At 37.7% G+C, this 19,239-nt stretch carries 20 protein-coding genes; 16 read left to right on the top strand and 4 right to left on the bottom strand.

Going from position 1 to position 19,239, the window contains the following annotated elements:
- Positions 1–151 precede the first annotated feature (151 nt).
- The 9 genes from ald (at position 152) to JNUCC23_RS14000 (ending at position 8,806) form a co-directional block, all read left to right on the top strand.
- Entirely contained in the window at positions 152–1,285 is a 1,134-nt protein-coding gene (gene ald / locus JNUCC23_RS14040; RefSeq protein WP_454211988.1) for an alanine dehydrogenase, read from the top strand.
- A 55-nt stretch (positions 1,286–1,340) separates the two neighbouring features.
- Entirely contained in the window at positions 1,341–2,699 is a 1,359-nt protein-coding gene (locus JNUCC23_RS14035; RefSeq protein WP_454211986.1) for an aminotransferase, read from the top strand.
- A 276-nt stretch (positions 2,700–2,975) separates the two neighbouring features.
- A complete protein-coding gene (locus tag JNUCC23_RS14030; protein ID WP_454216078.1) occupies positions 2,976–3,953 on the top strand; it encodes a YeiH family protein in 978 nt (325 codons plus the stop codon).
- 323 nt (positions 3,954–4,276) lie between these two features.
- Positions 4,277–4,987, top strand: a complete 711-nt coding sequence (locus JNUCC23_RS14025; protein WP_403070300.1) for a GntR family transcriptional regulator — start codon at positions 4,277–4,279, stop codon at positions 4,985–4,987.
- Positions 4,988–5,265: 278 nt separating this feature from the next.
- Positions 5,266–5,805: a YitT family protein gene (locus JNUCC23_RS14020; protein ID WP_454211984.1), complete on the top strand. Its 540-nt coding sequence runs from the start codon at positions 5,266–5,268 to the stop codon at positions 5,803–5,805.
- 203 nt (positions 5,806–6,008) lie between these two features.
- Positions 6,009–6,770 carry a methionine ABC transporter ATP-binding protein gene (locus tag JNUCC23_RS14015; RefSeq protein ID WP_454211982.1) on the top strand — a complete coding sequence of 254 codons (762 nt, stop codon included), beginning with the start codon at positions 6,009–6,011 and terminating at the stop codon, positions 6,768–6,770.
- Entirely contained in the window at positions 6,763–7,425 is a 663-nt protein-coding gene (locus JNUCC23_RS14010) for a methionine ABC transporter permease (protein ID WP_403070310.1), read from the top strand. Before JNUCC23_RS14015 ends, JNUCC23_RS14010 begins: the two co-directional genes overlap by 8 nt.
- An 89-nt stretch (positions 7,426–7,514) precedes the next feature.
- A complete protein-coding gene (locus JNUCC23_RS14005) occupies positions 7,515–8,327 on the top strand; it encodes a MetQ/NlpA family ABC transporter substrate-binding protein (protein WP_062178274.1) in 813 nt (270 codons plus the stop codon).
- A gap of 311 nt (positions 8,328–8,638) precedes the next feature.
- A complete protein-coding gene (locus JNUCC23_RS14000) occupies positions 8,639–8,806 on the top strand; it encodes a hypothetical protein (RefSeq protein ID WP_156187555.1) in 168 nt (55 codons plus the stop codon).
- A gap of 195 nt (positions 8,807–9,001) precedes the next feature.
- Here the strand turns inward: JNUCC23_RS14000 and JNUCC23_RS13995 are convergent, their stop codons facing one another.
- The 3 genes from JNUCC23_RS13995 to JNUCC23_RS13985 all read right to left on the bottom strand — a co-directional run bounded on the left by JNUCC23_RS13995 (position 9,002) and on the right by JNUCC23_RS13985 (position 12,292).
- Complete coding sequence (locus JNUCC23_RS13995; protein WP_403070315.1) at positions 9,002–9,907, bottom strand: AEC family transporter; 906 nt, start codon at positions 9,905–9,907, stop codon at positions 9,002–9,004.
- 212 nt (positions 9,908–10,119) lie between these two features.
- Entirely contained in the window at positions 10,120–11,337 is a 1,218-nt protein-coding gene (locus tag JNUCC23_RS13990) for an MFS transporter (RefSeq protein ID WP_403070318.1), read from the bottom strand.
- Between the two features lie 82 nt (positions 11,338–11,419).
- Entirely contained in the window at positions 11,420–12,292 is an 873-nt protein-coding gene (locus tag JNUCC23_RS13985; protein WP_403070321.1) for a TetR/AcrR family transcriptional regulator, read from the bottom strand.
- A 565-nt stretch (positions 12,293–12,857) separates the two neighbouring features.
- Here JNUCC23_RS13985 and JNUCC23_RS13980 point away from each other — a divergent pair.
- From JNUCC23_RS13980 to JNUCC23_RS13960, 5 genes are all read left to right on the top strand, one after another.
- Positions 12,858–13,682 (top strand): transporter substrate-binding domain-containing protein, encoded by an 825-nt coding sequence (locus tag JNUCC23_RS13980; protein ID WP_062178287.1) that lies wholly within the window; start codon positions 12,858–12,860, stop codon positions 13,680–13,682.
- An 88-nt stretch (positions 13,683–13,770) separates the two neighbouring features.
- Positions 13,771–14,430, top strand: coding sequence for an amino acid ABC transporter permease (locus JNUCC23_RS13975; RefSeq protein ID WP_049682068.1), 660 nt, complete (start codon positions 13,771–13,773; stop codon positions 14,428–14,430).
- Positions 14,423–15,145, top strand: coding sequence for an amino acid ABC transporter ATP-binding protein (locus tag JNUCC23_RS13970; protein WP_062178290.1), 723 nt, complete (start codon positions 14,423–14,425; stop codon positions 15,143–15,145). The genes JNUCC23_RS13975 and JNUCC23_RS13970 overlap by 8 nt, the downstream gene beginning before the upstream one ends.
- 147 nt (positions 15,146–15,292) lie before the next feature.
- Positions 15,293–16,285, top strand: a complete 993-nt coding sequence (locus JNUCC23_RS13965) for an aromatic acid exporter family protein (protein ID WP_062178293.1) — start codon at positions 15,293–15,295, stop codon at positions 16,283–16,285.
- 27 nt (positions 16,286–16,312) lie between these two features.
- Positions 16,313–16,822: a L,D-transpeptidase gene (locus JNUCC23_RS13960; RefSeq protein WP_082675100.1), complete on the top strand. Its 510-nt coding sequence runs from the start codon at positions 16,313–16,315 to the stop codon at positions 16,820–16,822.
- A 146-nt stretch (positions 16,823–16,968) separates the two neighbouring features.
- On the opposite strand, the gene prli42 is transcribed toward JNUCC23_RS13960, so the two are convergent.
- Entirely contained in the window at positions 16,969–17,067 is a 99-nt protein-coding gene (prli42, locus tag JNUCC23_RS13955) for a stressosome-associated protein Prli42 (protein ID WP_157279407.1), read from the bottom strand.
- A gap of 188 nt (positions 17,068–17,255) precedes the next feature.
- On the opposite strand from prli42, the gene mce reads away from it, so the two are divergent.
- Together mce and JNUCC23_RS13945 are read left to right on the top strand one after the other, a co-directional pair.
- Positions 17,256–17,672: a methylmalonyl-CoA epimerase gene (mce, locus tag JNUCC23_RS13950; RefSeq protein WP_062178296.1), complete on the top strand. Its 417-nt coding sequence runs from the start codon at positions 17,256–17,258 to the stop codon at positions 17,670–17,672.
- The gene (locus tag JNUCC23_RS13945; protein ID WP_454211976.1) at positions 17,669–19,219 is read left to right on the top strand and encodes an acyl-CoA carboxylase subunit beta; all 1,551 of its coding nucleotides are present in this window, start codon (positions 17,669–17,671) and stop codon (positions 19,217–19,219) included. The genes mce and JNUCC23_RS13945 overlap by 4 nt, the downstream gene beginning before the upstream one ends.
- The last annotated feature ends 20 nt before the right edge of the window (positions 19,220–19,239 follow it).

Raw genomic sequence — 19,239 nt, 5'->3', positions numbered from 1 at the left:
AATAAAATTTTCCGATGACATGATCAATTGAAATAATCATGTCATCGGAAATCTCTTGAAGAAAATAGTTGGATTCGCCTTGTAATAGTTGAGCGAGTAGATGCCTAATTGTAAATTTATTATCTATATTATATAGAAATGAGTGATCGAGATGATTATAGGCGTTCCAAAAGAAATGAAAGATAGTGAGAATCGAGTAGGCATGACTCCAGCAGGTGTAACCACATTCAAAAATAGTGGGCATGAGATTTTGATTGAAAAGGGTGCCGGATTAAATAGTGGATTTACAGATCAAGAGTATATTCAATCAGGAGCTAAAATTGTAGAATCAGCAAAACAAACTTGGTTAGCTGATATGGTCATTAAGGTAAAAGAACCACTTCCAGCTGAATATCAATTTTTTCGCGATGGATTAATTCTCTATACGTATCTCCATTTAGCGGCTGAGCCAGAATTAACTCAAGCCCTAATAGATCATAATGTAGTAGCTATTGCTTACGAAACCATTCAATTAGAAAATGGATCCCTTCCATTGTTGACGCCGATGAGTGAAGTAGCGGGACGTATGTCCATTCAGATTGGTGCACAATTTTTAGAAAAACCAAAAGGTGGTAAAGGGGTCTTAATTGGTGGTGTGCCGGGTGTAGCTCCAGCTGAAGTTGTGATTATTGGCGGTGGGATTGTTGGTACGAATGCAGCTAAAATGGCCCTTGGATTAGGTGCAAGTGTCACCTTGATTGATATTAATGCGAATCGTCTCCGTCAATTGGATGACCAATTTCAAGGGCGATTAAAAACATTAGTGTCCAACAGCTTTAGCATAGCCCAGGCGGTGAAAAAGGCAGATTTGCTTGTAGGAGCTGTACTTATACCTGGGGCACGTGCTCCTCGTCTAGTAACGGAAGAAATGGTCAAAGACATGCAAAAGGGCTCTGTTATTGTTGACGTAGCTGTTGACCAAGGTGGTTCGATCGAAACAATTGATCGAATTACGACACATAATAACCCAACTTATGTAAAGCATGGTGTTGTCCATTATGCAGTTGCTAATATGCCGGGAGCTGTTTCTCGTACTTCTACGATTGCCTTAACGAATGCAACCGTACCTTATGGAGTAGAAATTGCAACGAAAGGTTACAGGCAGGCTGCTCTTAATAATAAGCCTTTAGCTAAAGGGATTAATGCTGTCAATGGTAAGGTAACGTATGAAGCCGTGGCCATTGCTCATGGTCACGATTACCATTCTCTCGATTCTGTTTTTTCCAAGGACCCTGTTACGACCTAGGAAACTACATGATTTCTGCTAAGTGTATCTTACTAAATATGAGGAGGGTTCTATATTGAAGATAGAAACTGAAATGAAAGACCTCGTCCAAATGGATAAAGATCATTTATGGCATGCGATGCATCGATATAACGAAAAGGCAAGTCCTATGATTGCAGCAGAAGGCAAAGGCTCTTGGTTTACCGATACAAAAGGCGATAAATATTTGGATGGAGTATCTGGATTATGGTGCTTGAATTTAGGGCATGGCAGACAAGAAATTGCTCAAGCAGCTTATGAACAAATGATGAATTTATCATATTTCCCACTTACCTTAAGCCATAAACCTGCTATTGAACTGTCTTCTAAAATAAGTGAACTTCTAAAAGGTTCATACACGACTTTTTTCGCTAACAGTGGGTCTGAAGCTAATGAAACGGCTTTTAAAATTGCTCGGCAATACCATTCACAAAATGGGAATCCGGGGAAATACAAATTTATCTCTAGATATCGTGCCTATCATGGCAATACCTTTGCTGCATTAAGTGCAACTGCTCAGGCGAATCGAAGAGTAAAGTATGATCCAGCCGTTCCGGGCTTTCTCCATGTGCCACCACCATATAGTTACCGAACTCCATTTGGAGAAAACGTTGAAAATTCTGATTTGCTAGCTGCAGAATATATAGATCAGGTTATTAATTTTGAAGGTTCAGAAACGGTAGCAGGCGTTATCCTTGAACCATTCATTTCCGGGGGGGGGGTACTGATTCCATCTAAGGAATACTTGACAAGGGTAGCGGAAATTTGTAAGAAGCACGATGTTCTTTTAATTGTAGATGAAGTGGTTTCAGGTTTTGGCAGAACAGGGAAAATGTTTGGATTTATGCATTCCCAAGGGGTTCAACCTGATATCGTAACAATGGCGAAGGGATTAACAAGCGGTTATCTTCCGCTGGGGGCAACAGCTGTAAACGCTAAGATTTATGAGAAATTTAAGGAGAACGGAAAATTAAATCATTTTAGACATGTTTCTACTTACGGAGGTCATCCTGCATCGTGTGCTGTTGCCCTCAAGAATATTGAAATAATCGAAAATGAAAAGATTGTTCAACGGGTATCTGAACTTAGTGAATCCACATTAAGTGAACTCTATGAGTTAACAGCTCTTAACAAAGTAGGAGAAGTTCGTGGAATTGGGTTTCTATATGGAATTGAATTGGTAGAGGATAAAAAATCAAAAGCACCTGTCTCAGACGAGTTTATGGGAAGAGTTATCGGGGCTTGTAAAGAAAAGGGCCTTATTATTGGGCGAAACGGTGACACAGTTCCTGGATATGGGAATGTATTAATCATTGCTCCTCCACTCTCTTCCACAGTTGAAGATTTGCGCTTTGTTATAGAAACTGTTAAGGCTGTGTTACATGAATTGTGCTAACAAATAAGAGAAAGAGATTATTGTTAATCAGGTTGAATCGATTAAATATCCCAATTGTTCACGATTAAAATAAATGGGCATGAGTAGTCTGGATATTTTGACAACCATGCCCGTTTTTTATTTCAAAGCTGATCAAGCTAGTGTTAATACTAGGATGTAGCAAGGGGGGAATTGTAAATGGAATTAGAAAAATATAAGCCTCTTGAGGAAACGAGTGAGGTTTCCAAAGTCGAAAATTCAAAATTACCTGTTCAAGAAAAGAAATCAAGTTTACTTATGTGGGTTAGTGGTATTGCTTTTACATTTTTTATCGCGCTCTTAGGTTTCGGGTTGTCTAAAATTACCGGATTTAATCGGATAGGGCCGCTTGCATGCTCCATTATTATTGCGGTGGTGTATCGACAAATCGCAGGGTATCCGGAGAAATTTCGTCCGGGTATTGAATTTTCAGCTAAAAAGCTTCTTCGTTTTGCCATCATTTTATATGGACTGAAATTAAACATTGACATCATTTTTAATCAAGGCTTACCTCTGCTGGTTCGTGACATAGGAACGGTGGCTTTTGCTATTATTGTCATGGTTTTGATTGCAAAATGGTTAAAAGCAGATGCTTCAATTTCCCTTCTTCTCGCGGTAGGAACCGGGGTGTGTGGTGCAGCTGCTATCGCGGCGATATCTCCTATTGTGAAAGCGAAAGAAGAAGATACCGCCATAGGAGTGGGAATCATCGCCTTAATGGGGACACTCTTTTCCATTATTTATACTCTAATACGTCCAATCCTTCCAATATCCGCTATAGATTACGGAATTTGGTCGGGAATAAGTCTCCATGAAATTGCTCATGTCGCTTTGGCAGGTGCTCCTGCGGGTGAGGATGCGCTTGCTATTGCGTTACTGGCTAAACTTGGACGCGTCTTCTTACTAATCCCATTGTGCTTCCTATTTATTTATTGGATGAAAAGGCGCTCGTCGGAAAATACAGGTCTAGATGCAAAAATTGATTTTCCATGGTTCCTCATTGGATTTATTATCATGAGCTTAATTGGAAGTTATGTGCTAGGCAAGTATATCCCAGTTTCTCAAATGGTGATGGAGGGTGTCTCTACTACGACTACATTTATTTTGACAATGGCCATGATTGGTCTCGGTCTTAATGTCAGTTTTCAGGCTCTTCGTACAAAAGCCATGCGTCCTCTTTTGGCAATGACCATTACCTCTTTGCTACTTTCTGTAATCACGTACTTTATCATCTAAAGGAGAGAAAATGGGAGGCCTTTTAAAGTTGAGAAAGGGCTCCTTCTTTGTTACCTATAAAATAAATTACTATTCGTGGCGATTGTCTGATCCTTGTCAAGATCATACGTATTTTTTCTCATGTTTTAGCATTGTATGGCATAATGCTTTACTTAATAGCAGAAAAGGTGAGTAATAAACTAAAGATAAGGCGAACACCAATCAGTTAATAAATGTTTGATTATTTGAAAAAAGTGGTCTATTTGAATATTATTAAAATTTAGTTTATAATATGGTGACTGATACGAACATCACAATGTCTTTTTAGACTTGGAGGAATTTTTATGGAGTTAGACTTTAACAATCCAATTCCATTACATGCTCAATTAAAAAATATATTAGAAGATCAAATTTTACAAGGGTATTATAAGGACAAAATCCCAAGTGAAAGAGAACTTATGGATATGTATTCTGTTAGCAGGAGCACTGTAAGAGAAGCGGTTTCTATTTTAGTTCGCGAGGGAAGATTAGAAAAAAGGCATGGTAAGGGAACATTCATATCTCTTAAACCAGTACAAGAATGGCTTAAAATGATTAGTTTTACTGAGACTACTAAAAATATGGGGATAAAATTACTAAACCATGGTCGTGTAGTAACTCCTGAAAATATCGCTGATGCAAATGGGTTTGAGGATGAGTCTTACTCTATTAAGAGGCTACGCTTACAGGATGATATACCAATCGCGATCGAATTACATTATTATCCTAAAGAACTTGGACAAAAAATAGCAGAATTTGATTTAAGTACGACTGTTTTATACGATGCTCTCGAAGGTGAACTTAACATTGACTTTTATGAAGCAGAACAAATAATAACGTGCGGTTATCCAACAAAGGAAGATGCTGAACATTTAGCAATACCCGATACAATGTGCTTGTTAATTACAGAACGTATGATTTTTGACTCTGATGGAAACATGGTGGAATATTATAAAGGGTTATTTCGATCAGATATGTATTCATTTGCTATGAAAATGTCTCGCAAGAACAACTAACGATCTTATCAAATCAAAACAAGTAAACGTATTATCGGCCACATTAAATAATCCAAGTCTTCTATGTTCGTAGAGAGGCTTGGATTATTTGTTTCCTAAAATATGTGCTTTATACTGTTCAAAGAGTCCAATATGGGATAAGCCTTTTTGGATCGAAAAATAGAAACCTTTTTAAAGCTAGAATTAATACTCATGGTAATGCTTTTACTTTTAATTTAAATCAGAAGGTGGCAGTTGTTATGAGGGATATAATAAAAATCATTGCAGGAAATATTTTGATGACTTTCGCTTATGCTTATTTAATTGTGCCAAATGAAATTATTAATGGTGGTGTGACAAGTTCCGCGTTACTATTAAATGCTTTATCTGGCTATAACATTGCCATGCTTGCTAATTTCGTAACAGGACTTTTATTAATTATATGTTTAATTTTTCTAGGAAAAGAATACTTTTTTAAATCAATAGTAAGTAGCCTTTGTTATATGTTGTTTTTTAACCTTTTTTATTCACTGAATATAAGCTTAGATGTAAACATAGTTATAGTAATTATCATTTCTTCGATGTTGATCGCAATTGGATACTATTTATGTATAACAGCAAATGCATCCACTGTTGGGTTTGATGTTATCGCTCTCATTTTAAATCATAAAAATAAAAAAGTAGATATAGCAGTGACAATAAGAATTATTAACCTTATTGTCCTATTATTTGGTCTGTTCGTTTATGGTTATCATTCGATTATTAAGGGAGTTGCTTATACGTTACTCTTTTCGTTCCTCTTAAAGAAAATGCTGAATAGAAAACAGAAGAGTTTATAGGGCGGTTGCACTATTCATCATAGGAAAGAAACGCATGCAAAGAGTGTAGTCAATGATCTTTTCATAAAATTTCCGTTTTGTAGAGGGAGGCCAGAGGAGATATGAGGGGAGTGACAACTTACCTAACAAAGGCTATAATAATAATTTGGATAGCAGCCATACATAGAGAAAACAAGATAGATGGATAGAAAGGAACATGCACGGTGATTTCTTTACATAATGTAAGTAAAAGCTATCAGCAGCACCAATCAATTTTGCAAGCAGTGCACTCGGTTTCGCTAAACATTGATAAAGGTGAAATTCATGGTGTGATTGGTGCGAGTGGTGCGGGTAAATCAACACTGCTTCGTTTAATGAATGTCCTGGAAACACCTGACGATGGAACGGTTGTGGTCAATAATCAAACGTTAACGACACTATCAAACCGTAAACTTCGTGAAGCAAGGCGATCGATTGGCATGATTTTTCAGCATTTTAATCTTGTTGCAAACAAGACAGTATTTGATAATGTTGCAGTCCCACTTGAATTAGCTCGCTATTCAAAAAAGGCCAAGGTAGAACGGGTAAAAGAATGTTTGGAATTTGTCGGGCTTGAGGATAAAGCCCATCAATATCCAGCACAGTTAAGCGGTGGACAAAAGCAGCGGGTGGCGATTGCAAGAGCTCTTGCGAACCGACCAGCTGTTTTGTTATGCGATGAACCTACTTCTGCCTTGGATCCACAGACAACAGCAGGGATTCTGGACGTATTGCAAACAGTGAACAAAGAATTGGGTGTAACGATTGTCATCGTCAGCCATGAAATGGATGTCGTGAAAAGTATTTGCGATAAAGTCACGGTTATGGAAAGTGGAGAAATACTGAAAACAGTTTCAATTGAACCCCAAGTGTACATCATTCCTAAAAATGATCCAAAATGGTTTCTGCAGCAACTAACAGAAAAAGAGAGGAATTCGAATGCCTGAAATTATTTTAAAGTATCAAACTGAAATCTGGCAGTCGATTGGAGAAACATTTGTCATGGTTGGGATATCTATCATTGCTGCTCTCTTGATCGGATTACCGATTGGAACATTGCTCTATCTTTGTCGAAAAGGACAATTGCTTGAAAATCGAGCCTTATATTCCAGTTTGAACGTATTTGTCAATATTGTTCGTTCGTTCCCGTTTTTATTGCTCGTCGTCTTTTTAATTCCTTTTACAAGGTTTATTGTTGGAACAGCAATCGGTACAATGGCCGCGACCATCCCACTCTCTATAATGGCTATCGCCTATTACTCAAGATTAGTGGAACAGGCCCTTCTTGAAGTTCCGCGCGGTATCATTGAATCAGCTGTTTCAATGGGAGCTTCAGTCCTTGAAATTATCTTTAAGTTTTTGTTCTTGGAAGCACGTTCAGGTCTTATACTCGGATTAACAACGTCAACGATTAGTTTTATATCCTATTCAACCGTAATGGGCATTGTCGGCGGAGGCGGAGTTGGTGATTTTGCGATTCGATATGGCTATCAGCGCTTTGAGACCGAGTTAATGATTTATATGATTATCATTATGATTTTTTTAGTACAAACGATTCAGTTTACAGGAACGACCATCGCCAAAAAATTGGACAAACGATAAGTGAAACTAACCATCAGTGGGGAGTTTTTTCATCCCGACTGATGGTTAGTTAAACCGGGATAAAATAACAGATTGAGAGGTAATCAATTATGAAAAAAATCATCACGCTTTTAGTACTAACCATGTTTGTATTGGCCGGCTGTAGCGACAAGGCTGAACCTGCTCCAGGAGAAAAGAAAGTAGTGAATTTAAAAGTAGCTACATTGATTCCGCCTATGACGGATATGTTGGAAATTGTAAAACCTTTGATGAAAGAAGAAGGAATTAATCTAGACATCGTGGTTCTTGGTGATAATGTGCAACCGAATAATGCCCTTGCTAACAAGGAAGTCGACGTAAACTTTTTCCAGCATGTTCCCTTTATGGAACAGTACAATGAAAGCAATGACACAGATTTAGTTCTTGTAAAGCCTATTTATCATGCTATTTTTGGGGCTTATTCAAAACGTTATAAAAGCATGGAAGAGCTGCCAGAAGGTGCAACAATCGCTATTCCGAATGATCCGATAAATACTGCTCGTTCACTCATCATGTTTGCCGATCAAGGAATTATTAAGTTGAAAGAAGGCGTAGGGCTTAAAGCGACCCAAGCCGATATAGTAGAAAATGAGAAAAACTACAAATTTGAAGAAGTGGACTTGCTCATGCTTGCTAGGATGATGGATGATGCTGATCTCGTTACCTTATACCCGTCCTATGCCGCTCCGCTTGGCTTAACGCCAAGTAAAGATGCGTTATTGACAGAAACTGTGGACTCAGAGTTTGCGATCTCATTAATCGCCCGTTCTGACAATGCGGAATCAGAAGCCATCCAGACATTAGCTGAAAAATTGACTGGACCTGAAATTAAGAAATTTTTAGAGGAAGATTACGCAGAAACGGCTTTACCTGCATTTGAATAAAACTAATTAGTCATTTGAAAAGCTGTTGATCTATACATCAACAGCTTTTTTAGTTGAGAGCAATCTATTTGGCAATAAATTTCACAAATTGTTCATAGCTTTTTGTAAGCGCTTATATTATAATTAAGATATCGATATAACTTTTTACTTTAATCTATTAGAAAAAAGAAAAAGATCCCCTTTTAGAAGGAGAGACAAAGTATCTTTGTTAATTGTTGAAAACGCATACATTTTCTTTATGAAAATAACATAAACTTTTAGAGCGTAATTAAAACTTTATTAATAAACTAGACATCTAAGGAGGCTATATCATGAAAGATTATATTTTTATCTTGGATAATCAAATAGAAGCAGAAGAAATAATTATAGAAGCTAGTGGAATGATGGATGCATTTATGAAGGCCAAGGAGTTGCAAAGAAAGAAGAAAATCGATAAAAAATCAAACGTGAACTTATTATTTAAAGGGATTAGTTATTAAATTAAGATGTAGTCTATGATTTGATAGTAGATCACAGTAGCTGATTTATTTCGAATAGTAAGGCGACAAATCTTGGAATGCTTTCTAAGATTTGTCGCTTTAAATTTAGACTGTATCTATTAACTTTTATTGGGATTCTAGCTTGTTAACCCCGAATAATATTAGAATGATAAAAATATCCTCATCGTTTTCAACTTAAAGAATAAAGTTAGCGAAGACATATAATATGATAATACTAATTACAATACAAATATTTGATAATGTGCCAATTAAGCGATAAGTAGGATATTTAAATTCATGGGCAAATGGCAAAACAGAGAGACCAACCGGTAGTAATAATCCAATTAGGATGGTATATCTAAACATTTGATCGAAAGGAAGTAAAAAGTAAAAAGCTAAGCCAAATATAAGCCCGAAACCATACCGGAAAAGGACGTACTTAATGGTCGGTCTCAAATATTGTTTTTCAAAATTAAAGTTTAAATATAACCCCAATAATAGTAAAGATAAGGGTAAGTTAGCTTTAGATATAATCGTGGCTATATCAATGAATCCACCCGGTAAATGGATATTGCTGAAACTTAAAATGCCCGCAATGATGTACGTCATTAAAGGAACCGATTTGCTGAGCTTTTTTACTATTCCAAGCGGTTTAAGGACTAGTCCCTTCTCTGAATAATAGCTTCCCGCTATATAAGAAAGTCCAAAGACAATTAAGGAATTTCCTATATCAAACATTCCGAAATAAATTAGACCGATCGGACCCCAAATCGCTTCAACGAGTGGAAAGGCAAATAACCCTACATTATATCCAGTAGCCATCATCATAAGGGTCCCTTTAAGCACCCTCTCTTCATTTTTAAATACAAAAAAAGCGAAAAAAATAGAAATAAACCCAATCATGAAGGCTAGTACAGGTAACATGATTAATGAAGGCTCAATTTTAACAGAATCAAGAGAAACGATAACTAGAGCTGGTAAGGTAATATTAAAAATAATTCTAGAAATAGTTTCTCCGTCTTTTTCTTTTAATAGATTAATACGTTTTAATAGATATCCAATGCATATGATGACTATTATGTACAGAAATTGTTGATTCATACCGTATGATCTCCTCTGAATGTCGTTAAGAAAAATATATCATACTATCATATCTTTGTGTTCATATACCTACAGATATTGACAGAATTCATTTTTATAAAATAAAGGTCGATCTGTAAATTATTGAGAAAAATCTTTTTAGCTATAAAAAAAACACCCAAATCTCTAGCCATTGGCAGTGACTTCGGTGATTTTTTTATGAAGAGATACTCTTATCTAGTTGAGCTAGCATTTTCGACTGTTCTTAGCCGTTGTTTCGCTTTTTCACCTTTTGCCCATTTGATGCAAATAAGCAAGGTTACGAAGATGATGGCTGCACCAAATATATACGGTAGTCCCATGTTTACATCAAACAATGCGCCAGCAAGTGCAGGTCCGACCATGTTACCGATACTCATATATGCATTGTTCATGCCAGCCGCAAAACCTTGTTCGCTTCCAGCCATTTTTGATATGGTCGTATTGATGGCAGGCCGAACCAAGGAAGTCGCGATAAAGAAAAAGGTGGATACAATTAATACAGAGACAAAACCAGTTGCAAACAAAAGACTGATTAAGGAAATCGCCGTCACGACAAGCATCGAATTCATAACGCGCACTTCACCAAATCGATTAAGCACACGATCGAGTACAAACGCCTGTACGATGACCCCGATTAAGCCGCCAACGACCATTAACATGGAGATATCAAATGGACTGAACCCAAACTTCACATCTGTAAATAAGCTGATGGTTGACTGATAATTCGACAAACCGAATGAAAGAGTAAACATCATGAGTAGAAGGATGAAATATGGTTTTTTTACAGAAACGGCCAATTGGTTGATTAGAGAAGATCGCTTTGTTGGTTCTACGGATACGGCAGAACGGGCGGGCTCTTTCAAGAAAAAGATCGATAAAATAACGGCTATAGCAGCAACAGACCCTGCTATATAAAATGGTGCTTTCACGCCAAAAGCCGCTAAAAAGCCGCCGATACCAGGTCCGACCACAAACCCTAATGACATTGAAGCTCCGAGACGCCCCATTCCTTTCGCTCGGTTCTCTACCGTTGTAATATCTGCTACGAAGGCCATCATGGATGGAATTAAAAAGGCCGCACCCATCCCGCCAATCGCTCGTGAAATAAAGAGCAGTACGAGTTGTTGAGAAAAAGCAAAGATAAACTGTGATAATGAAAAAAGAATTAAACCGAACACAATGATTTTCTTTCGACCAAACCGGTCAGACAAATCCCCGGCAATCGGTGAAAAGATAAATTGTGCCAAAGCGAATGTAGCAATGAGTAAGCCAAAGGTTTTCCCTCCAGCTCCAAAATCATGAATAATCGTCGGCATGATCGGAATAACGAGTCCAATCCCGGTCATGACGATAAACATATTGGCCATTAATATGAGAAGGGGAAACTGTTGAATATTTTTTCTTGACATTTATTAACCTGCTTTCTTTATACTCTCTAATTTTATCCCACTCTTAATGGGCAGTAAGACCCCCACTGATGAAAGTTTCACTTTATTTAATAAGTGGGGTGACAGGCATTTGTTTCATCGCTTCTTCCAATTCCGACGCTAGTTCCACAAAAACGTTGCTTTCTTTTAAATTGTGGATCATGCCTGATAAAACGGCTACACGAGGTTTTATTTCTAATAGTTCCTTTTCCAGAATTTCCACAGATTCGATCATAATATTTTCTGCATGCATACTTAATGAAACAAGCGTTTCTTTCATTTTCCGCACGATGTAAAGAGGATGAGTAGTTTCATGTGGGTGTGCTTGCAAAGGAGAAGTCATAAAAAACGGATTAGGTTTTTCCTCAATGAATGTGTGTGCGATTGTTTTAAGCTGTAGAAATAGAAAACGCGCAAGTTCATTAGGGTCACACGCTTTTCCCTCTTCAATAATGCCGCGTACGTAGGTAATTAACATGCCTTTTAGCGTAGCCGTTAAATCTGTCGCATATGTTGCTGCTTCTTGCCCAAAAACCGACACGATTCCTTTTTCTGTTTTCTGAAGCAGTTTGGTATGTTGTTGATGCACGAATTGATTGAGAGATGGGTCCTCAAGTCCTCTGACCTCATTCATTTGCATTTGAAAAAACTCGTGAAATTCACAATAATGACGGAGGCGAATAGCAATTCCTCGGATAAAGGCCTCCTCGACTGAATCATCGTTCGTTTCTGCTGCAGCCATTTGTTGGTTCAGCATTTGATAATAATACGAAAAAATATCGGATAAGAGTTCTTCTTTCGATTTGAAATGGGTATATAAGCTTCCTTTGGAGACTCCACATACATCAGCAATTTGCTGCATGGACGTTTGATGGAAGCTTGTTTTCGAAAAAAGTTTCATAGCAGCGATTAATATTTTTCGTTTCTTTTCGTTCATTCCGCACCTCCATTAACCAACTGGTTTTTGAATTGACCAACTGGTCATCTCTTTATAAATTCTACCACAGGTCTCGAACACTTTCACGTAAAAATTTTCGTATAGCGAAGTTTTTTGCATTCAAAAATTTTCGCAATACAAAGCATCCAATCATGCAATAGTATTTCAGTGTACAGGGCGATATTTGTTCAGTTTTTTGTATTGAATATGAATGTAGGAGAGATAATATATATTGAAATAATAAAAACATCCATAAGCATCTGATCCCGACTAAAACAATGAATAAGGTTCAGGTTCTCAAATTGTTTCAGCTTATGAAGGTGGTGGTGCGGAGCTGATTTTGCGAAGCCCCGACTCTTTTCCATGATGAAGGGGAGAATGGTAAAATCATTTATCAGAATGTAAACATGGATTTATTATTATAAATATTATTGCATAATTATAAAGATGTGTTAAAATACATTAAAGTGCATGAATATTAAAAGCTATAATTATATTTTCCTATAATGAATGTATCAAATGTTGATAGGGAAAAATTAATTCATTAGGTATGGAGGAGTATAGAATGAAGAGTAGTAAACAACTTATGCTTATGTTTGCCATGATTATGATGATCGGTATTTTAGCTGCATGTGGGACATCCAATAATGATGATTCAGCAAACAATAAAGAATCAGCAAATGGTGATGGAAAAAAAGTATTAATGATGGGAACTTCTGCGGATTATCCGCCATTTGAATATGTTGAGACGGCAAAGAGTGATGATATCATCGGCTTTGACATAGATGTGGCTAGAGCAATTACTGAAAAACTTGGCTATGAATTTAAAGTAAAGGATATCGACTTTAATGGACTCGTGCCTTCTTTAGAAAACGGGACAATTGATTTTGTTCTTTCGGGGATGTCTCCTACTGCAGATCGTAAAAAAACGGTGGATTTCAGTGATATTTATTACAAATCGAACCATATGATTGTAACGAAAGCAGACGGGAAAATCAAAAGTGTTGAAGATCTTAATGGTGCTACAGTAGGTGTTCAATTAGCGTCCATCCAAGAAGGAATTGCCAAGGATCTTAAAAAAGACGGCATAGATCTTACGGTTGAAAACCGTAATCGAATTCCAGATATCGTGCAAGAAATCAAAGCTGGCCGTTTTGATGCAGCTATTATTGAAGATACAGTCGCAAAAGGCTATTTAGCTGACAATTCAGATCTTGCGGGGTATGTGATTGACGGAAAAACAAAAACAGAAGAAGCAGGTTCAGCGATTGCATTCCAAAAAGATAGTGAACTAACTGAAAAATTTAATAATGAATTGAAAAAAATGATGGAAAACGGTGAAATGGAAGAACTTATTTTAAAATGGTTTGGTGGCGAAACAGCTAAATAAGTGAAGAAAACGTTCAAAAGGGTGCGTGTTCTCTTTTGAACGTTTTTCCGCGCTTTCCTGTTTACTGACCAATGAAAGGATGAATGGTTTGAACTTGGATTTTGAAAGAATTATGCCCTCCCTTCCTTATATTTTAGAGGGGATTCCAATGACGTTAAAAGTCGTTGCTGTAGCAGCGGTAATCGGGATTGTGTTAGGAATCGTGTTGTCGTTAATGAAAATCAGCCGCATGAAGCCATTGAAATGGATTGCGGACTTTTATACTTCTATTTTCCGCGGCACACCGCTTGTGCTCCAGCTTATGTTAATTTATTTTGGATCACCACAATTGTTCGGCGTGCAAATTGATGCTTTTGAAGCGGCTTTCTTGTCATTTGGTTTAAATTCTGCTGCTTATATTTCAGAAGTAATTCGTGGCGGAATTAATGCTGTCGATAAGGGACAAAGAGAAGCGGCACTTGCCCTAGGAGTTCCCTATTCGAGTATGATGTTAAGTATAATCTTGCCTCAGGCGTTTAAAAATATTTTACCAGCTTTAATGAATGAATTTATTACGTTAACAAAAGAATCGGCAATTGTCACAACTATTGGACTAGCAGATATCATGCGCCGTTCTTATATTGTTGGTGGCGAAACATATAAATTCTTCGAACCGATTTTATTTGCTGGGTTGATATATTATGTGATGGTCATGATTTTAACTGTGATTGGTAAATTGGTTGAAGGGAGAATGAAACGCAGTGATTAAAGTAGACAACCTCCACAAAAGTTATGGAAAACTGGACGTCCTTAAAGGAATCAACACAAGTATTAAAGAAGGCGAAGTAGTCGCAGTTATTGGTCCTTCAGGGTCAGGGAAATCGACATTTCTTCGCTGTTTGAATTTACTCGAACAGCCAACTTCTGGGCAAATATGGATAAAAGAAACGGATATTACCGATAAAAAAGCAAACATCATGAAAGTCCGAGAAAATGTTGGGATGGTGTTTCAACATTTTCATTTGTTCCCACATAAAACAGTTCTGGATAATTTAACCTATGCACCGATGAAGGTGAAAGGTCTTTCCAAACAAGAGGCACAAAAACAAGGACGGGAACTACTAAAAAAAGTGGGTCTAGCAGATAAAGAAAAGCAGTATCCGAATAAATTATCCGGGGGGCAAAAACAGCGTGTTGCCATCGCTAGAGCACTTGCAATGAACCCTGATGTTATGCTGTTTGATGAGCCTACTTCAGCACTCGATCCAGAAATGGTTAAAGAAGTGTTAGCTGTTATGAAAGATCTTGTTCATACAGGAATGACAATGGTCATTGTCACACATGAAATGGGCTTTGCACGTGAAGTAGCTGATCGAATTCTTTTCCTTGATGGTGGGAACCTTGTTGAAGATGCACCGCCAAGTGAGTTCTTCTCAAGCCCGAAAAGTCAGCGTGCGCAAGAATTTTTGGAAAAGGTTTTATAAGACTAAACAAGACAACGAATAGTTGTCTTTTTTTTTGCGGAAAAATGTGAATACTAGAATTATGGTAGTCAACAGCACTTTCACTATAAATTGGCTGCATTTGTTGGTAAGATGGGTACTATCATAAGAAAACTAGGTGATATCGTTATGTTTAAAATTGGATACCGGACATTGAAAACGGCAGCTGGCACGACGCTTGCTATTTTTCTAGCACAATTAGCGGGGTTGGATAGTTTTCCATCTGCAGGAATTATCACGATTCTTTGTACGAAAGTAACGAAAAAGAAATCTCTTGGGGCCGCTTATTCGCGATTTATAGCTTGTTTAATTGCGATGGTCTATTCCACCATCCTGTTTGAACTATTTGGCTATAATCCAGTTATCATTGGCATTATTTTATTACTTTTAATACCGACAACGGTTGCTTTGAAAGTAAATGAAGGCATCGTAACAAGCGGTGTTATTATCCTACATCTATATACGGCTGAACATATTACGCTTGATCTCTGGCTGAATGAATTAGGACTCATTATAATTGGAATTGGTTCAGCTTTATTAATGAACTGGTATATGCCAAGTCTTGAAAATAAATTAATCGATTACCAGCAAAAAGTTGAGGAGAATTTCAGCAAAATTCTTATGGAGCTAGTAAATTATTTGCATACCAACAAAAGTGACTGGGATGGAAAAGAAATTACTGAGACAACAAAATTATTAGCTGAAGCAAAGACATTGGCATTTCGCGATGTAGAGAATCATTTTTTGCGTGAAGATGACGTTTATTATCATTATTTTAAAATGAGGGAAAAGCAATTTGAAATTATAGAGCGCATCTTGCCACTAGCTACGAATATTCCGTCAAAAGTTAAGCAAAGCAAGATGTTGGGGGAATTTCTCATTGAACTAAGCAACAACGTTCATCCGCAAAATACCGCAATTATTTATTTACAAAAGCTTGATGAGATGGAACAGGTTTTTAAAAAAATGGAGCTTCCTGTGACTCGAGAAGAGTTTGAATCGAGAGCAGCGTTATTACAGTTAATGAAGGAAATCGAGCAGTATTTGCAGCTTAAGCATTCATTTAAAGGGCTACCAGAACCAAAAAAACAGCATGAAAAGCTGAAGAGGGGTGAAAACTAACGGAAAATGAATGGAAGGTTTGATCAAATGAAGATGTTACTTTCCTTAATCTTTATAAGCATCTTGTTGTCATGTGTGCCAATGCCCGCTTCAGCTGTTGTTGGAGAACCCTTTGTCATCGTGAATAAAGCAACCAACAAGGTGGCATTTATTGATGATAATAAAGTTCAGAATGTTTACCCAGCTGGTACAGGGAGAAGCAAGGAGCTTACACCAGAAGGATTATTTACCGTTAAAGTGAAGGCTGTTAATCCGTATTTTCGAAAAAAGAATATTCCTGGCGGTGATCCTAGAAATCCACTAGGAACGAGGTGGATTGGCTTTGATGCATTGGGAACAGATGGGAGAATTTATGGACTTCATGGTACGAACAATCAAGCTTCTGTTGGGAAATATATTTCAAATGGATGTGTCCGTTTGAGAAAAGCTGATATCGAACATTTATATGAGCGTGTGCCAATCGGTACAAAAGTTTTAGTCACCCATTCACCAAAAGACTTTACAACATTGGCTAAAGAGCAAGGAGCCATTAAATAAGAAAAGCGTAAATATCCGTCAATAAAGAGGCTGTCTTTTAACTAAAGGGTCAACCCCACATCAACTATATTCCGTTTATAGACGTGTAACGACTAATAAACGGAATATAGAGTGTGGGGGCTGACCCTTTTTGGACGATCTTTTTTTTATTGTAGGAAGAATGCAACGCCAGAAAGTAGACTTGTCAATAACATGGAAATAATCATTAAATAAACAACAATTTTTCTCGTTTTCTTGTTTTTCATATTAATCTCTCCTCATTGTAAAGAGCATAGAATTCTTTACAGCATCCGTATATATGTATAGTTTACCTTGTCCATAGTAGAATCTCAAGGATATTTGGTTGGTAACCAACTTAACAAATATAAGCAGGGATTTGCAGGGATTTGTTGAATAGTATCATTATTCAATAATAGTAAACAGGGGGCTGCTTATGATCAATAAGATTGACCATATAGGTATAGCTGTAACATCATTAGCTGAGGCATTACCGCTTTATACAGAGGTATTTAACTTGAAGCTGGAAGGGATTGAAATCATAGAGAATCAAGGAGTCAAAGTAGCATTTGTAAACGCAGGCAATACAAAGTTGGAATTATTGGAAGCGTTATCTAAAGATAGTCCTATAGCCCGATTTATTGAAAAGCGAGGCGAAGGCATTCATCATATAGCTTTTGGTGTGGAAAATATTGCAACACGAATTGAGGAGATCAAAAATGGCGGTTTGCGCATGATTGATGAAACGGCAAGGATTGGTGCTCATAATGCTCAGGTTGCTTTCCTTCACCCAAAATCAGGCGGCGGGGTTCTTTACGAGTTGTGTGAGAATTACGAGGGGGAGAAAAAATGACAGACATCTATGAAAAGATCAATGAATTGTATGACCGGCGGCGGGAAGTAGAGCTTGGCGGTGGAGATGAGCGCATTATCAAACAGCATGAAAAAGGCAAGTTAACCGCAAGAGAACGAATTCATCTTCTGGTCGACAAAGGGAGTTTCGTTGAACTTAATCCATTTATCGAGCACCGCAGTGTCGATTTTGGCCTAGATAAAATCAAAGGACCTGGAGATGGCGTTGTAACGGGTTATGGGAGAGTGAATGGACGTCCGATATATTTATTTTCTCAAGATTTCACAGTGTTCGGCGGTGCACTCGGTGAAATGCATGCAAAAAAAATAGCGAATGTAATGGATCTAGCTGCGAAAAATGGCGCACCGTTTGTCGGACTGAATGACTCTGGTGGAGCTCGAATTCAAGAAGGAGTTGTCTCACTAGATGGCTACGGACAGATCTTTTACCGAAATGCGATTTATTCGGGGGTTATCCCGCAAATCTCGGTTGTGATGGGACCGTGTGCTGGGGGAGCGGTTTATTCACCAGCTATTACCGATTTTGTTTTTATGGTAGAGGAAACAAGCCAAATGTTCATCACCGGACCGAAAGTGATTGAAACTGTGACTGGAGAAAAGATTAGTTCTGAAGATCTTGGCGGTGCAACTGTACATAACAGCATTAGCGGGAATGCCCATTTTCAAGGAAAAACAGAAAAAGAAGTACTGGAAATGGTGCGTCAGTTACTGTTGTATTTGCCGCAAAATAATGAAGAAAAACCACCAAGCATGGAGGTCTGCAACAAAGAGGATTACCGGGAAAAGCTTACGGATATTATTCCATTTAATGGTTTACGTCCCTATGATGTCCGTAAAGTAATTGAAGAAATCGTTGATACAGATTCGTTCATGGAAGTTCAAAAAGATTTTGCGAAAAATATTGTCATCGGATTAGCGAGAATGAAGGGCGAAGTCGTCGGACTTGTCTGCAATCAGCCTAAAGTTTTGGCCGGCGGACTTGATATAGATTCTTCAGACAAAGCAGCCCGGTTTATTCGTTTTTGCGATTCGTTCAATATTCCGCTGATTACCTTTGAAGATGTGTCTGGATTTTTTCCAGGAGTTAAGCAGGAACACGGAGGAATCATTCGCCATGGTGCAAAAATCCTTTATGCCTATTCAGAAGCGACTGTTCCAAAGATGACGGTTATTCTTCGTAAAGCATATGGTGGGGCGTATGTAGCGTTAAATAGTAAATCAATTGGTGCAGATCTTGTATTTGCTTGGCCAAATGCTGAAATCGCTGTCATGGGACCTCAAGGAGCCGCGAATATTATTTTTGCAAAAGAAATTCAAAACAGTGATGCTCCAGAGCAGATACGCGCACAGAAAATTGCAGAATATCGCGAGAAATTCGCGAATCCATATGTGGCAGCGAGTCAAGGAATGGTCGATGATGTCATTGATCCGCGAGAAACACGGATTAAGTTACTTCAATCCCTAGAAATGCTGCGTAACAAAAAAGAATCTAGACCCTTTAAAAAACATGGGAATATCCCTTTATAAAGGTGAATATCGCTAAATGA

It is taken from the genome of Peribacillus sp. JNUCC 23, assembly GCF_053653995.1.
The sequence above is the reverse complement of the archived record's forward strand: the minus strand, read 5'-3'. Positions and strand labels throughout refer to the sequence as shown.